The sequence below is a fragment of the Thermosynechococcus sp. HY596 genome, from assembly GCF_030518715.1.
Lineage (GTDB): Bacteria > Cyanobacteriota > Cyanobacteriia > Thermosynechococcales > Thermosynechococcaceae > Thermosynechococcus.
This window is the reverse complement of record NZ_CP130346.1, coordinates 2,635,187-2,650,774: the sequence shown is the minus strand read 5'-3', so window position 1 is coordinate 2,650,774 and position 15,588 is coordinate 2,635,187. Positions and strand designations below refer to the sequence as shown.

Annotated in this window: 13 protein-coding genes; 6 read left to right on the top strand and 7 right to left on the bottom strand. The window is 53.7% G+C overall.

Annotated elements, in window-relative coordinates; all coding sequences use genetic code 11:
- Positions 1-12: 12 nt before the first annotated feature.
- From QYC28_RS13010 to glgB, 4 genes are all read left to right on the top strand, one after another.
- Entirely contained in the window at positions 13-699 is a 687-nt protein-coding gene (locus QYC28_RS13010; protein ID WP_149821508.1) for an energy-coupling factor ABC transporter ATP-binding protein, read from the top strand.
- A gap of 143 nt (positions 700-842) precedes the next feature.
- Positions 843-1,385: a hypothetical protein gene (locus QYC28_RS13005; protein ID WP_225901596.1), complete on the top strand. Its 543-nt coding sequence runs from the start codon at positions 843-845 to the stop codon at positions 1,383-1,385.
- 56 nt (positions 1,386-1,441) lie between these two features.
- Entirely contained in the window at positions 1,442-2,533 is a 1,092-nt protein-coding gene (locus tag QYC28_RS13000) for a quinone-dependent dihydroorotate dehydrogenase (protein ID WP_190278357.1), read from the top strand.
- 83 nt (positions 2,534-2,616) lie between these two features.
- Positions 2,617-4,917, top strand: coding sequence for a 1,4-alpha-glucan branching enzyme (gene glgB, locus QYC28_RS12995; protein WP_149821502.1), 2,301 nt, complete (start codon positions 2,617-2,619; stop codon positions 4,915-4,917).
- Here glgB and QYC28_RS12990 read toward each other — a convergent pair.
- The 4 genes from QYC28_RS12990 to QYC28_RS12975 form a co-directional block, all read right to left on the bottom strand.
- Positions 4,914-6,728 carry an ABC transporter ATP-binding protein gene (locus tag QYC28_RS12990; protein WP_302679616.1) on the bottom strand — a complete coding sequence of 605 codons (1,815 nt, stop codon included), beginning with the start codon at positions 6,726-6,728 and terminating at the stop codon, positions 4,914-4,916. The two genes, glgB and QYC28_RS12990, sit on opposite strands and share 4 nt — an antisense overlap.
- Before the next feature lie 78 nt (positions 6,729-6,806).
- Positions 6,807-8,249, bottom strand: a complete 1,443-nt coding sequence (gene gndA, locus QYC28_RS12985) for an NADP-dependent phosphogluconate dehydrogenase (protein ID WP_286626015.1) — start codon at positions 8,247-8,249, stop codon at positions 6,807-6,809.
- 82 nt (positions 8,250-8,331) lie between these two features.
- Positions 8,332-8,814, bottom strand: coding sequence for a DUF3828 domain-containing protein (locus QYC28_RS12980; protein ID WP_149821495.1), 483 nt, complete (start codon positions 8,812-8,814; stop codon positions 8,332-8,334).
- Between the two features lie 3 nt (positions 8,815-8,817).
- Positions 8,818-9,786, bottom strand: coding sequence for a protochlorophyllide reductase (locus QYC28_RS12975; protein ID WP_149821493.1), 969 nt, complete (start codon positions 9,784-9,786; stop codon positions 8,818-8,820).
- A 172-nt stretch (positions 9,787-9,958) separates the two neighbouring features.
- Between QYC28_RS12975 and lipA the strand changes: the two genes are divergently transcribed.
- Positions 9,959-10,846 carry a lipoyl synthase gene (lipA, locus tag QYC28_RS12970; protein WP_286649732.1) on the top strand — a complete coding sequence of 296 codons (888 nt, stop codon included), beginning with the start codon at positions 9,959-9,961 and terminating at the stop codon, positions 10,844-10,846.
- A 12-nt stretch (positions 10,847-10,858) separates the two neighbouring features.
- Here lipA and QYC28_RS12965 read toward each other — a convergent pair whose 3' ends face one another.
- Positions 10,859-11,752, bottom strand: coding sequence for a hypothetical protein (locus QYC28_RS12965; RefSeq protein ID WP_302679615.1), 894 nt, complete (start codon positions 11,750-11,752; stop codon positions 10,859-10,861).
- Between the two features lie 313 nt (positions 11,753-12,065).
- Here QYC28_RS12965 and QYC28_RS12960 point away from each other — a divergent pair, with 313 nt between their 5' ends.
- On the top strand, positions 12,066-13,829 hold the full coding sequence (locus QYC28_RS12960; protein ID WP_302679614.1) for an iron uptake porin: 1,764 nt from the start codon (positions 12,066-12,068) through the stop codon (positions 13,827-13,829).
- 55 nt (positions 13,830-13,884) lie between these two features.
- On the opposite strand, the gene QYC28_RS12955 is transcribed toward QYC28_RS12960, so the two are convergent.
- Together QYC28_RS12955 and QYC28_RS12950 are read right to left on the bottom strand one after the other, a co-directional pair.
- Positions 13,885-14,628, bottom strand: a complete 744-nt coding sequence (locus tag QYC28_RS12955; protein WP_286668793.1) for a hypothetical protein — start codon at positions 14,626-14,628, stop codon at positions 13,885-13,887.
- 29 nt (positions 14,629-14,657) lie between these two features.
- Complete coding sequence (locus QYC28_RS12950; protein WP_302679613.1) at positions 14,658-15,380, bottom strand: hypothetical protein; 723 nt, start codon at positions 15,378-15,380, stop codon at positions 14,658-14,660.
- Between the last annotated feature and the right edge of the window lie 208 nt (positions 15,381-15,588).

Genomic DNA, 15,588 nt, shown 5'->3' with positions numbered 1-15,588 from the left:
CTACCGAAAAACATGAGCATTGTCCAAAAACCCATGGCGGCAATCCCCCCAGCAATTCATCTCAAAGAGGTCTCCTTTGGCTGGTCGCCAGAGGTTTTAGTGCTGGATCGGGTCTCCCTAGACATCCCGCGGGGGCAACTGTGGATGCTCCTCGGCCGCAATGGCAGTGGTAAGTCAACGCTGGTGCGTATTTTGGGGGGTCTCTTGCAGCCCCAAAGCGGTGAAGTCTATGTGGAGCAACCCCTTGGCTTTGTCTTCCAGAACCCCGATCACCAACTCGTGATGCCCAGTGTCGGTGCGGATATTGCCTTTAGTCTCAATGGTGAATCCCTCAACTATTGGCAGGTGCGCGAGCGCGTCAGTGCAGCCCTACAAGCTGTGAATTTACAGGGGCTAGAACGCCGTCCCATCTATGCCCTCAGTGGCGGCCAAAAACAGCGGGTAGCCATTGCCGGGGCGATCGCTCGCCATTGTCGGGTGCTATTGCTCGATGAGCCCACGGCTCTCCTTGACCCCGATAGTCAGCGGGAACTCTTGGGCTACGTACGCCAACTGGTCAACAGCCAAGGGATCACCGCACTGTGGGTCACCCACCGTCTCGATGAACTGGCGCAAGCGGACGGTGCCATTGTTCTGGATCGTGGCAAAGTGATTGGCCAAGGGGCACCCAGCGACATGATGCCTCTGCTGCACGCTTGAAAAGCCAACCATTCCTGCACCGAAAGGGATCTCTCAAACCGCTGGCACTCCTCTTGGGCTGCTATGATCAAGGACTAGAGATATAGAATGCTTGCATACGAATTCACCTGTAGGATTGAATTATTGCATTAGGAGCGATCGCCATGACTGAAACGCCTCAAACCCCACCTCCCGAAGAACCCACGGCCAAAGCTAGCCGTCCCGCCCGTCGCAGCAACCCGCCCGCCAAAGAAAATAGCGGTCAAATGGTTTCCCTTGCCGAAAAAACCGCTCTTGCCCCCGCAGGCACAACCACAGCCAGCGACATCGTGGTATGGCAAACCTTTAATAGTGCCGGCTTGCGTCCCATTGAAGCCAGTCCCGTGCAAGTGGTGCACATGATCAAAGATGCCGGCGAGCGTCCTGTGCTCAGCAGTGGCCTGCAAATCTACGACAGCATCAACTCCGCCGGTATTCGCCCCATCGTGGCCACCAATTTCCGCGTGGTTGAAACCCTGAACATCATGGGGGTGCGCCCCGTGGCAGCGGATGACTTTGAAATTGTCGAAACAGTGAATTGGATGGGCATTCGTCCGATTACCACCAGTGGCCTGCACATTGCTGAAACCTATTATTCCGCTGGGGAACGGCCTGTGGCTTCTAATATCATTGATGATTCACCCGTCCTCATGGGCTATCTGGACTAGGGTCATAGGGTTGACCATTCAACCCTTTAGGTGGGGGAATGGCAGTCTGAATGGCCATTGATCCTTATCGGCACCTGCTGCGGCCACTTCTTTTTTCTGGGTTGCAGGCGGATCCCGAATTTCTGCACCAGCAGTTTATCTCCCTCTGTGGGTGGCTTAATCAGGATCGTGCCCTGAGCACTTGGCTGCGGCAGCAACTTCAGCAACGCTATGCCCTTTCAGATCCCCGTTTAGAGCGGCAAATGTGGGGACTACGCTTTCCCAATCCCATTGGTTTGGCGGCAGGGTTTGATAAGAATGGCGTCGCCCCCAGTGTCTGGTCGGCCTTTGGCTTTGGCTTTGCAGAGTTAGGCACGGTCACTTGGTATCCGCAGCCGGGCAATCCGCGTCCGCGCCTCTTTCGCCTAACAGCCGATCGCGCAGCAATTAATCGCATGGGGTTTAATAATGCCGGCGCAGAGGCCATGGCCGCCCTTTTGGAGCGATCGCCCCCGCCAACGATTCCCATCGGTATCAATTTGGGCAAGTCAAAAATCACCCCTTTGGAAGCTGCAAAAGAGGATTACTTAGCCAGTTTTCGCCGCCTGTATCCCCTTGGCGATTATTTCGTGATTAATGTGAGTTCTCCCAACACACCGGGGTTACGGGATCTGCAAGCCAAGGAACAACTAGAACCCATTTTGGAGACGCTACAAACCGCCAATCACTCCCACAAGCCCCTGCTTCTGAAAATTGCCCCCGATTTGAGTTGGGAGCAGATTGCGGCAATTCTTGATCTGATTCAAACCTATGAACTCGCCGGCATTGTGGCCACCAATACCACCGTGGCACGGGAGGGGCTAAAAACCCAGATGATTCCGCAGACGGGGCGATCGCCGGCGGCCGAGGCGGGAGGTCTCAGTGGTGCCCCTTTGCGCGATCGCGCTACCGCCGTGATTCGCTTTATCCACAAAGAGACCCAAGGCACTCTGCCGATTATTGGGGTGGGGGGGATTTTCACGCCAGAGGATGTGATCGAAAAACTAGCAGCCGGTGCAACACTGGTGCAACTCTACACCGGTTGGATTTACCAAGGACCGAGCCTATTGCGAGAGCTACTCCAAGGACTCTTAGCCCACGCCGCCGATCAAGAGAAACCAGAGAAATAGCGTTTGTGCCCTTGTCAAGGGGAGCATTCTAACTGTTAACTTTTCTATAGTATTGTCCCTATATTTTACGAAAGTATAAAAATATGACCGTTTCGCCCGAACAGATTGACCGCATTGTTTCCAACCAGCACCACGATCCCTTTGAAATTTTGGGCTGTCACCAGATCAGTGAGAATGGCCAATCCGTGTGGGCGGTACGCGCCTATTTACCCAATGCCGAACGGGTGAGTGTCCTCTGTCCAGAGCAGCGGCAAGAATATCCGATGACGCCGGTTCACCACCCCCACTTTTTTGAATGCCGCATTCCTCTGCCGGAACTGAATAATTATCAACTGAAAATTTATGAAAATGGTCACGAGCGGGTGATCTACGACCCCTATGCCTTCCGCTCCTCAAAGCTGACGGATTTTGATATTCATCTGTTTGCCGAGGGCAATCACCACCGCATCTATGAAAAACTCGGGGCACACCTGCTCACAGTCGATGGCGTTGCAGGGGTGTATTTTGCCGTCTGGGCACCCAATGCCCGCAATGTCTCTGTCATTGGCAACTTTAACCACTGGGATGGCCGCAAACACCAAATGGCACGACGTGGCAATGGCATCTGGGAACTCTTTATCCCCGGCTTGGGTGTGGGCGAGCACTATAAGTACGAAATTAAGAATCAAGACGGCCACATCTACGAAAAATCAGATCCCTACGGCTTTTACCAAGAACCGCGTCCCAAGACCGCCTCTATTGTCACCGACCTCAATAGCTACGAATGGGGCGATAACGACTGGTTGGAAAAACGGCGCCACACTGACCCCCTCACCCAACCGATTTCCGTCTTTGAGGTGCATTTAGGATCGTGGCTCCACGCCTCAATGGAGGATCCGCCCATTGGTGCTGATGGCCAACCCCAAGAACCCGTACAGGTGGCAGAACTCAAGCCCTGGGCACGCTTTCTCACCTATCGCGAATTGGCGGCCAAACTCATTCCCTACGTCAAGGAATTGGGCTACACCCACATTGAACTCTTGCCCGTTGCTGAGCATCCCTTCGATGGCTCTTGGGGTTATCAAGTCACTGGCTACTACGCCCCCACCTCTCGCTATGGCAGTCCCCAAGACTTTATGTATTTCGTGGATCAGTGCCACCAAAACGGTATTGGTGTGATTGTGGATTGGGTACCGGGGCACTTTCCCAAGGATGGCCACGGCCTCGCCTTCTTTGATGGCACCCACCTCTACGAACACGCGGATCCGCGCAAGGGCGAACACAAGGAATGGGGCACCCTTGTCTTTAACTATGGTCGCCACGAAGTGCGCAATTTTCTGGTGGCCAATGCCCTCTTTTGGTTTGACAAGTACCACATTGACGGTATTCGCGTGGATGCCGTGGCCTCGATGCTCTATCTTGACTATGCCCGCAAGGAGGGTGAGTGGGTACCCAATGAATACGGCGGACGGGAAAATTTAGAGGCAGCTAACTTTCTGCGCCAAGTCAACCACGTGATCTTTAGCTACTTTCCGGGGATTCTTTCGATCGCTGAGGAATCCACCGCTTGGCCAATGGTCTCTTGGCCGACCTACATGGGCGGACTGGGCTTCAACCTGAAGTGGAATATGGGTTGGATGCACGATATTCTGGACTACTTCAGCATGGATCCCTGGTTCCGCCAGTTCCACCAAAACAATGTCACCTTCAGTATGTGGTATCACCACAGCGAGAACTTCATGCTGGCGCTCTCCCATGATGAGGTGGTGCACGGCAAGAGTCACATCATTGGCAAAATGCCGGGCGATCGCTGGCAGAAATTTGCGAATCTACGCTGTTTATTTGCCTACATGTTCACTCACCCCGGTAAGAAAACAATGTTCATGGGGATGGAGTTTGCCCAATGGAGCGAGTGGAATGTCTGGAGTGATTTAGAGTGGCACCTGCTGCAATACGAACCCCACCAGCAAACCAAACGCTTCTTTGAGGATCTCAATCGCCTCTACCGTTCACAACCTGCCCTCTATACCCAAGATTTCAAACCGGAGGGCTTTGAGTGGATTGACTGTAGTGATAACCGCCATAGCGTTGTGTCCTTTATCCGCTGGGATAAGGACTACCAAGATTTTGTGGTTGTCGTCTGTAACTTTACACCGCAGCCCCATAGCCACTACCGCATTGGTGTCCCAGAGCATGGCTTCTATAGTGAACTCTTTAATAGTGATGCCCGCGAGTATGGCGGCAGCAATATGGGTAACTTGGGCGGTAAATGGGCGGATGAATGGCCCTACCACCACCGTCGCTACTCCCTTGATCTGTGCTTGCCCCCCTTGGCGGTGCTGATCTTGAAACTGGATCGCGAGAAAACAGCGGCGGAGCGGGCACGCTATAATCTCACACCCTAACCTTCAGGGAGGAGCTGGCCGGCTTGGACTTGCCAGAGGCCGTAATAGACGCCCTGCTGCGCCAAGAGTGCTTTGTGGGTTCCCTGTTCGACAATTTCACCGTGTTCAAGGACATAGATGCAGTCGGCATGGCGAATGGTGGAGAGGCGGTGGGCAATGGCGATCGTCGTGCGATGTGCCGTAATGTGGGCTAGCGATCGCTGGATGGCGGCTTCGGTTTCGTTATCCACGGCGGAGGTGGCTTCATCGAGCACTAGAATCGGTGGATCTTTGAGCAGGGCGCGGGCGATCGCCAGCCGCTGCCGCTGACCGCCGGAGAGTTTTTGCCCCCGCTCCCCCACCACCGTGTCGTACCCTTGGGGCAGTTGCTCGATAAAGTCATGGGCTTCCGCCAATTTTGCAGCATGCACAACGTCTGCTGGGGTGGCTTGGGGGCTGCCATAGGCAATGTTTTCAAAGACGGTGCCGTGGAAGAGAAAGACATCCTGACTCACCCAACCAATGGCACGGCGCAAGTCCCGCAGCCGATACTCGCGAATATCCACCCCATCAATGAGAATGCGCCCTTCTTGCATCTCATAGAACCGCAGTAACAATTTCACAAGGGTACTTTTGCCGGATCCCGTGGAGCCGACAATGGCGATCGTCTGACCCGCAGGGACGTGTAAACTAACATTTTTCAGCACGGGGGCACGCCCAGCATAGGCAAAGCTGACGGATTCAAAGCGCACTTCCCCTTTGACATGGCGCGGATCAAGGGGGCGATCGCCCGTACAAATCGCGATCGGCGTTTCCAGCAAATTCAGCACCCGCTGCGTTGAGGCCATGGCTCGCTGATACTGATCCAGTGTTTCCCCCAAACGGGTCAAGGGCCAGAGCAACCGTTGAATCAGATAGACCATCGTGCTGTAGGCGCCCACATCCAAGCGCCCCTGAAAAGCGGCAAAGCCCCCCAGCACCAACGTTCCCGTAAAGCCAAAGAGGATCACAAAGCGAATCAGGGGAATATAGGCCGCACTGAGGCGAATGGCGCGGCGATTACTCTGTTGGTAGGCTTCACTATCCCAGCGCAGGCGCTCCAATTCGTAAGCCTCGGCAGTAAAGCTCTTAATCGTTTGAATACCTGAGATATTGTTAGCCAAGCGTTCATTGAGGCGTCCCGCCTTTTCCCGCACATCGGCATAGCGAGGGGCGAGTCGCCGCTGAAAGATGACGGATCCCCAGAGAATAAAGGGCATCGGCAGCATCCCCCAGATCGCCACATTGGGCGCCAAATAAAAGAAAATCCCACCAATGACTAAGACAGTGGTTGTGACTTGCAACACCTCATTGGCACCACCATCCAAAAAGCGCTCTAGTTGGTTAATGTCATCATTGAGAATCGAGAGCAACACCCCACTGCTGCGTTCTTCAAAAAACGCCAAATCCATCTCTTGGACATGGGCATAGGTCTCAAGGCGCAGGTCGTGTTGAATCTGCTGCGCTAAGTTTCGCCAACTGCGGGCATAGGCATACTCAAAGAGGGACTCCAAGCTCCAGATCACAAATGATAGGCCGGCCAAGGCCAACAGTTGCTGCTCAAAGGTCACCAGCCCCCAGCGGGCGAAGAGGGAATCCTGCCGCTTCACCACCAGATCCACAGCAATCCCAATCAGAACGGGGGGAGCGAGATCAAAAATTTTATTGAGGATAGAGTAGAGGGAGGCAAGCCCCACTTGGCGTTGGTAGCGTTGGCTGTGGTGCAGCAGTCGTAAAAACGGATGCAAGGCTTCTTGGCCTCCCCAAAGTGCAGGATGATCGCGGGCAAGCAAATCACTCGCCTAATTCTTAAGATAGGCTAAAGAATTGCCCCCTTGGGGAACAACGCCTCCAACGCTACTGCCTACCTCTTAAACGGATGCTTTTCCTGCCTCCTGAATCGGTACCCACTCCGTATGGAAGGTTCCCGGTTTATCGATCCGCTCGTAGGTATGGGCACCAAAGAAATCCCGCTGTGCTTGGGTGAGATTTTGCGGCAGGCGATCGCGCCGATAGCTATCGAAGTACTCCAAGGACGCGCCAAAGGCGGGCACAGCAATCCCAGCACGGGTCGCCTCCACCAATACCTCCCGCCACGCCGCCTGTTTATCGAGGATGGTTTGCCGAAACTCCGGCGCCAGCAGCAAATTGGCCAGTTGGGGATTTTCGCTGTAGGCCTGCTTGATCTTATTCAGGAAGCCAGCGCGAATAATGCAGCCCCCCTTCCAGATGCGGGCAATTTCGCCAAGGTTTAGTTGATTATCAAAGAGTTCTTGGGAGCCTTTGGCAATCAGCGCCATCCCTTGGGCATAGGAGCAGATTTTCGAGCAGTAGAGGGCATCGCGGATTTTGCCGATGAATTCTTCAGTATTGCCGCTAAAGTGAGCCACAGGGCCGGGGAGGACTTGGGCAGCCGCCATCCGTTCGGCTTTGATGGAGGACATGATGCGGGCATTCACGGCAGCGGTAATCGTTGGAATGGCCACCCCCATTTCAAGGGCACTTTCCACCGTCCAGCGACCGGTTCCCTTTTGACCTGCCGCATCCACAATCACATCCACAAGGGGCAAATGGGTTTCTGGGTCAATATAGGTGAAAATCTGGCTAGTAATTTCAATCAAAAATGAGTTGAGTTCGGGGGTCTCATTCCAGCGTTTGAAGACCTCATGAAGTTGCTGGTGATTGAGGCCGAGGAGATTTTTCAGCAGGTCATAGGCTTCGGCAATGAGTTGCATATCACCATACTCAATGCCATTGTGCACCATCTTGACAAAGTGCCCCGACCCCCCCGGCCCAATGTAGGTGACACAGGGGCCATCATCCACTTGGGCTGCAATTTTAGTGAGAATGGGTTCGAGGGCTTGGTAGGCCTCACGACTACCGCCGGGCATGAGACTTGGGCCATTGAGGGCACCTTCTTCACCACCGCTGACCCCCATACCAAAGAAGCAGAGTCCTGCTGCCTCCATTTCAGCAACGCGGCGTTCGGTATCCGTGTAGAGGGAGTTGCCACCATCAATGAGGATGTCTCCCGGTTCAAGGAGTGGCTTGAGTTGCTGGATCAGGTCATCCACGGGTTTGCCGGCTTTGACCATCGCCAAAATGCGGCGGGGACGCGACAGGGAAGCAACAAACTCCTCAAGACTATAGGTGGCCTTGAAGCGACGGCCGGTGGCTCGTTCGGCCATGAAAGCTTCAGTGCGGGCGGGGGTGCGATTATAAACCGCCACGGAGAATCCATTTCGCTCCACATTGAGGGCAAGGTTTTCCCCCATGACAGCGAGGCCAATGACGCCAAAATCTTGCTGTGACATACATCCGTCCTGCAATGGCAAGGATCACTTCCACCATAGCGGCAAGCTCAGCCAGAGGAATGGAAGAAGACGTTAAGGTTCGCTAGCGATTGATGTCCCGCAGCAGACAGCGCAGGTTATCCCACGTGTTCAAGTAGATCAGGTTATCAATTTGCCAGCGATCGCTCCCTTGGCGAAGGAGTACTTTAATCGGCACAGGCGTTCCCGATCGCCCCCGCAGACCTGCCATAACCTCAATATCCACTTCCGCCACTTGGGGATTATTGGGCGATCGCCGGACATTGCGCACTTGCACCCCTTGAGTACTCACTTGGGTAAAGGAAAAGGGATCAAAGTCTAGCCAAACGCCATCCCGTGGCTGTCTGCGAAAGGCTTGCATCAACTGCTGGTATAGATCGGGTGTAAACACTGCTCGCTGCTGACTAAGCCGTTGGCGGCCTTGATCTTGGTTTCGCACCCACCACTGATAAAACTGGCTCACCACTGTTTCTGGTGCTGGGCGAGCGATCGCCCCCGTTTCGATGACAAGGGCAAGACTAACGCCGAGGGGCAACCACCGCTGCATCAGTTAGGCCAAACCGACGAGTTTTTCACTTAACTCCCAAAGACGGCGGGCTTTTTGCTCATCACTACCCTCTGCCGAGAGTTCTTGGACAAAGGCTTTGCGGCCCTCTTTTTGGCGGTTACCCCAGCTCCAGTGCACCCCCGACTGGCGAAACTCTGGATCGGCCACCACCATTGCGACGCGCTCACCCGCTAGTTCTTGACTGACATAGCCCCCAGTGATGTTTTTCTGGAAGAGGGGGAAGAGCTTCTGGAAGAGGGGAAAGTGGTGGCGAAACAGGGGGGTATCCGCCACACAGCCCGGATACAAGGAGCTAAAGACAATCCCCGTCGAATCATGGAAGCGGCGATGCAGTTCCCGTGTTGTCAGCATATTGCAGAGCTTGCTGTCTTTGTAGGCCTTGCCCGACTTGAAGGGCTTGCCGTTAATCATGGCAATGGGTTTCTTGAAGCCCTTTTCAAAGCCTTCGAGGTTGCCCAAATCGGGGGGAGCAGGAATGGGAATTTTACCGCCGAGTTCTTTGCGGTTGGCCGTCACCGTGCCGAGAATCACCAAGCGCTTATCGCTTTCGGGAGACTTCTTCAAATCATCGAGGAGGAGGTTGGCCAAAAGAAAGTGCCCCAAATGATTGGTGGCCACACTGATTTCATAGCCATCCACACTGTAGATCGGTTCCTTGAGCAGGGGATAATAGACAGCAGCATTGCAGACAAGGGCACGCAAGGGGCGATTCAATGCCCGAAATGACTCCACAAAGCCGCGCACACTGGCCAACGAGGACAAGTCCAAATGCAAAATCGTGTAGGCCTGCGGCGGAATCTGCAAGTCTTTGGCGGCTTGCTCTGCTTTTTCAAGATTGCGGCAGGCCATAACAACGTGCCAGCCCCGATTGGCTAAGGCTTTGGTGGCATACAATCCGACTCCAGAGGATGCACCCGTAATAATGACCGTTGGGCGTGGCTGATCACTCATAGGTTCTGTGGCATACCTGCGGTAACGTCGCTATTGATCCTGCCATAGAAGCGATCGCCCCCTAGGCACACCCCCAGCGATGATTTACAGTTACTTAATAAATAGACTCGATAGTTAATCAAGTTTTGTATCTAGCTCGCCTCTCCCCTATTTTCAGGATTAACCCCACTCTATGACCATCTGCCAACCTCTGCCGCCGTGGCTGCGCAAACCTCTTGGCAAAGCCAGTGAACTCTCCACCGTTCAACGCCTCGTGCGCCACTATGGCATCCACACCATCTGTGAAGAGGGGCGCTGTCCCAATCGCGGTGAATGCTATGCCCAAAAAACCGCCACTTTTTTACTCTTGGGTGCCACCTGTACCCGTGCCTGCGCCTTTTGCCAAGTGGAGAAAGGCCACGCTCCTGCTGCGGTTGATCCAGAGGAACCAGCAAAAATTGCCGCCGCTGTTGCCAGCTTAGGATTGCGCTATGTGGTTTTAACCTCTGTGGCTCGCGATGACTTACCCGATCAAGGGGCGGGTCAATTTGTGGTCACCATGCAGGCGATTCGCCAACGTTGCCCCGGCACGGAAATTGAAGTCCTCACCCCCGACTTTCGCATGGATCGGGGTCGAGTCTCCCAACGGGACTGCATTGCCCAAATTGTGGCGGCACAGCCTGCCTGCTACAACCACAACCTTGAAACTGTGCGCCGCTTGCAAGGCCCGGTGCGCCGCGGAGCCACCTATGAGAGTTCCCTGCGGGTCTTAGCGACGGTCAAAGAACTGAATCCCCACCTTCCCACCAAGTCGGGCTTGATGTTGGGCTTGGGAGAAACCGAGGCAGAGGTGATTCAAACTCTAAAAGATTTGCGAGCCGTGGGGTGCGATCGCCTGACCTTGGGACAATATCTGCCCCCCTCGTTGAATCATTTACCTGTGGTCAAGTATTGGACACCTGAAGAATTTAACACCCTGGGCAAGATTGCCCGCGAACTCGGCTTTTCCCACGTGCGATCGGGGCCTCTTGTACGTAGCTCCTACCATGCCGCAGATGCCGCGCCAACCCAAGAAGCGTGATGGGTACTTCATTCACTCAGGAAAGTATTTGCCCCTTGTGGTGACCATTACCGCACCGCGATCGCGAATCAACGCCTTGGCTGCCCGCTCAACGCGATAGCCAAAAAACAGAGGGCGAATTTCCTCAGTCGCTTCCACTTGAGCGACCAGATTCAAAAACCGCTCCACCTCAGATTCGGTGATATTGCTTTTGACTTCCCCCAGCACTAGAATCGGCTCTCCATGAACTTGACCCCGGATGACCAAGTCAAACTCATAACTGCCGTTGCGTAGGGGTAGGGTATCCCGCTCACAAAATTCGATTTCCATGCCCCAGCGATATTCCAGAATCTCGGGCACCACCTCAAGGGCGAGGTCTTCCAGCGACCCACCCAGGGCTTCACTGAGGCCGCCCACTTGGCGTGCAAGTTGTTTGACGGCTCGTTCGGTGTGCTTTTGCGCTTCCGCCAGTTCTGCAACAGCAACAGCTAGCTGATCCACTCGTTCTTCAGTGCGTTTTTGGGCTTGGGCGAGTTCTTCAACTCGTTCTTCAGTGCGTTTTTGAGCTTGGGCGAGTTCTTCAACTCGTTCTTCAGTGCGTTTTTGGGCTTGGGCGAGTTCTTCAACTCGTTCTTCAGTGCGTTTTTGAGCTTGGGCGAGTTCTTCAACTCGTTCTTCAGTGCGTTTTTGGGCTTGGGCGAGTTCTTCAACTCGTTCTTCAGTGCGTTTTTGGGCTTGGGCGAGTTCTTCAACTTGCTCCTCAGTGCGTTTTTGGGCTTGAGCTAATTCGCCTACGATGGACTTCAGCTCATTGAAGTCTCTTGCTTTCACCAAATCGTTGTAGGCTTCATGGATTACTTCTGCAAGCAGATGCGCTTGTTCGGGGGGAAACGCCGCCCGCAGCTTTTCTTCAAGGACAGAGGTCATTGCATCTATGAAATCTTGGCTGTACTTTCTATTGTACCGACCGGACAGAACTTCTCTAGTTGCCGCGACCTCTATCAGGAAGGCTCCTTGTGTGCAGCTCGTACCACGCCAGCCAGACGGATGAAATTCCAGTGTCAACAAATCACAACAACCTATTTGACAAATCCAAGGGAAAGCACTTAGAATCTATCAGAACTTGCATAATCAGCTTGCAACACATTTAAGCCATATTGTGTAAGCTAAGTACTAGGGGACAGCAGAATGAATTGATCGCTCTGCCGGACCTAGACGCTCGTGAGTGAGGAGTAACATCGTGAAAAAGACGTACCTGTTAGCAGGTAGCTTAAGCCTACTGGGTGTGGTTGCAGGGGCTAACATTGCTACCGCCAATGAACCCGCCAACTTCGAAAACCTAATTGCTGCTGAACCACAAAATCTCGCAGTTTCTGAAGCACTTGCTCCCAACACCATTGCAGACGCTTCTAGCACCATTACCTCTGTTAATCAGCTTCTGGCCAACGAAGAATCCATGGGGCAGGTGACCTCTGTCTCGCAGCTGTCTGACGTGCGTCCCACCGACTGGGCCTACCAAGCCCTCGCCTCCTTGGTTGAAAAGTATGGCTGTATCGCGGGTTATCCTGATGGCACCTTCCGGGGCAACCGTGCCGCCACCCGTTATGAAATGGCAGCAGCATTGAACGCCTGCCTCGATGTGATTAGCGATCGCTTTGCCACCAAAGAAGACCTCGCTACGCTTCAGAGACTCATGGATGAGTTCGCTGCTGAACTCGCCACCCTGCGCGGTCGCGTGGACAACCTCGAAGCCCGCACCGCTGCCCTTGAAGCCACTCAGTTCTCGACAACGACCAAGCTCACGGGTACGGCGGTGATGTCGGTGCAGTACGGTGGTCGCCCCAGTAGTCCAAATCCTTCGGTTACACCTAGTCCATTTGGCCTTGCCCCTGGTCGCACGAATCCCACCGTTATTTCTGCCGTTCTGCTGAACCTGAATACCAGCTTTACCGGCACTGACTTGCTGCAAACCACGCTGTCTACGGGCAATGGCGGTCGCGATGCCATTAGTACTTACGGTATTGGGTTACAAACTAGTTCAACTTTAGATCCAGCGGGTACAACTGATATTTTCACAGCACCTTTTCCTTATGCTAGCCCCAGCCAGTACTACTGGTCGAACTTTGGTCCGAATGTGGAGCTATACCGCCTAGCCTATACGTTTAAGCCCACCCAAGATATCACCATTACTGCAGGGACACGGTTCTATCCGAGCGATATCATTGACACCAATAGCTGGGCGAACTCTCCTGCTAGTGACTTTGGCACTTACTTCTTCCTCAACAACCCCTTCATTGTGCCCTACGCCATGAACTACCTAGGGGGTGCAGGGGTTGCTATTCAGTGGAACCCCAATGAAGGTCCTTTTACTGTGCGGGCATTGTATCTTGCGGCAGAGCCAGGACGAGCTAATTCTGTCATTGTCCCTCCAAGTCCGGGGGGTGGGTTTGCGGGTGATCCCTACCAAGCTTCCTTGGAGTTGGAGTATGCCAACACCTTTGGCAATGGTCGCAACAGTTATGCGGTGAAGCTTCAAGGTACCTACTCCAAAACCTATGGCATTGAGGCGCAAGCGGGGGGCATCAACTTTGAGCTCAATCTGGGTCGCTTGGGCATCTTTGGCCGTGCAGGGGTAGCAGGGATTCCCAATGGCTACTTCCCCAATGTTTCGCCACTGCCATTTTCAGTTCTTGGTGCCCCTGCCGCTGGCATGATGGCCTATAACTTTATGGCGGGTATTGGCTACAAGGACTTGCTGGTGCCAGGTTCAGTACTGGCGGCAGCGGCGGGTGCGCCGTTTATCAACAGTGCACCTAGTTTTGGTTTCATTAACAATGCCAATCAGGTCAACATTGAGGCCTTTTACAAATTCCCCATCAGTGACAACATCAGCATCACGCCTATCTTCACAGCGATTATCAACCCCAACAATACTAATGGTGGTGGGGTTATTTCTGGTCAGCCGATTCTGCAAGGCGTGATTCGTACCACCTTCACGTTCTAGAGCGGGTGAATTTGCCCTCACCCTAGATCCCTCTCCCCTGTGGAGGGGGATTTTTTTACGGGAAGTATTTACCGCGGGTGGTGACCATTACCGCGTCGCGATCGCGAATCAACGCTTTAGCTGCCCGCTCAACGCGATAGCCAAAAAAGAGGGGACGAATCTCCTCAGGCGCTTCCACCTGAGCGACAAGATTCAAAAATCGCTCCACCTCTGATTCGGTGATGTTACTTTTCACTTCCCCGAGGACCAAGATTGGTCGCCCTGCCACCTGACCCCGAATCACTAAATCAAATTCATACTCCCCATTGCGCAGGGGGAGGGTGTCGCGGTCACAGAACTCAATTTCCATGCCCCAGCGATATTCCAGAATCTCGGGCACCACCTCAAGGGCAAGGTCTTCCAGCGACCCACCCAGGGCTTCACTAAGGCCGCCGACTTGGCGTGCAAGTTGTTTCACTGCTCTCTCGGTGCGCTCTTGGGCTGCCGCCAGTTGATCTACTCGTTCTTCGGTGCGCTTTTGTGCTTCAGCGAGTTCTGCAACAGTGACAGTCAGTTGATCCACCCGTTCTTCCGTGCGCTTCTGGGCTTCGGCCAGTTCTGCAACAGTGACAGTCAGTTGATCCACCCGTTCTTCCGTCCGCTTCTGGGCTTGCGCCAGATCCGCGACAATCGCCTTTAGTTCGTTAAAGTCTTTGGCCTTCACCAAGTCGTCATAGGCCTCACGGATCACTTCCGCCAGTAGGTGCGCTTGTTCTGGCGAGAACGCTGTCCGTAGTTTTTCTTCGAGTGCAGAGGTCATTGCTAGTGCTGATTAGCCATATTCCCATTCTAGGGAAAGTACTTGCCGCGTGTGGTGACCATTACCGCGTCGCGATCGCGAATCAACGCTTTAGCTGCACGCTCAACGCGATAGCCAAAAAAGAGGGGGCGAATCTCCTCGGGCGCTTCCACCTGAGCGACAAGATTCAAAAATCGCTCCACCTCTGATTCGGTGATGTTGCTTTTCACTTCCCCGAGTACCAAGATTGGTCGCCCTGCCACCTGACCCCGAATCACTAAATCAAATTCATACTCCCCATTGCGCAGGGGGAGGGTGTCGCGGTCACAGAACTCAATTTCCATGCCCCAGCGATATTCCAGAATCTCGGGCACCACCTCAAGGGCGAGGTCTTCCAGCGACCCACCCAAGGCTTCACTAAGGCCGCCGACTTGGCGTGCGAGTTGTTTGACCGCTCTCTCGGTGCGCTCTTGGGCTGCCGCCAGTTGATCCACTCGTTCCTCTGTTCGTTTCTGAGCTGCCGCCAGTTCTTCTACCCGTTCTTCCGTCCGCTTCTGCGCTTGAGCGAGTTCTGCAACAGTGAGAGTCAGTTGATCCACCCGTTCTTCCGTGCGCTTCTGGGCTTGCGCCAGATCCGCGACAATCGCCTTTAGTTCGTTAAAGTCTTTGGCCTTCACCAAGTCGTCATAGGCCTCACGGATCACTTCCGCCAGTAGGTGCGCTTGTTCTGGTGAGAATGCCGTCCGTAGCTTTTCTTCAAGTGCAGAGGTCATAGATAATTATGGTTCAGAGAGGAGAGGCATCATTATTTTTGAGACAACGGGTCTGCTTTACTATCCTTTGTAAAAGTCATTAACTTTTCTGAAGTTTTCTTTCATCTTTTCCCCAACACTGCTTAATATAATCAACACATCGGTATTCTTAAGCACACCTCTTACTTAAGGATAGCTCCATATCTCAATTGGTTTTATTGTCAAATAT

Coding starts and splice junctions, on each gene's coding strand:
- QYC28_RS12950 (WP_302679613.1), bottom strand. CDS start 15,380: ATGACCTCTGCACTTGAAGAAAAGCTACGGACGGCATTCTCACCAGAA.
- QYC28_RS13010 (WP_149821508.1), top strand. CDS start 13: ATGAGCATTGTCCAAAAACCCATGGCGGCAATCCCCCCAGCAATTCAT.
- QYC28_RS12965 (WP_302679615.1), bottom strand. CDS start 11,752: ATGACCTCTGTCCTTGAAGAAAAGCTGCGGGCGGCGTTTCCCCCCGAA.
- QYC28_RS12955 (WP_286668793.1), bottom strand. CDS start 14,628: ATGACCTCTGCACTCGAAGAAAAACTACGGACAGCGTTCTCGCCAGAA.
- QYC28_RS13005 (WP_225901596.1), top strand. CDS start 843: ATGACTGAAACGCCTCAAACCCCACCTCCCGAAGAACCCACGGCCAAA.
- QYC28_RS12975 (WP_149821493.1), bottom strand. CDS start 9,786: ATGAGTGATCAGCCACGCCCAACGGTCATTATTACGGGTGCATCCTCT.
- glgB (WP_149821502.1), top strand. CDS start 2,617: ATGACCGTTTCGCCCGAACAGATTGACCGCATTGTTTCCAACCAGCAC.
- lipA (WP_286649732.1), top strand. CDS start 9,959: ATGACCATCTGCCAACCTCTGCCGCCGTGGCTGCGCAAACCTCTTGGC.
- QYC28_RS12980 (WP_149821495.1), bottom strand. CDS start 8,814: ATGCAGCGGTGGTTGCCCCTCGGCGTTAGTCTTGCCCTTGTCATCGAA.
- gndA (WP_286626015.1), bottom strand. CDS start 8,249: ATGTCACAGCAAGATTTTGGCGTCATTGGCCTCGCTGTCATGGGGGAA.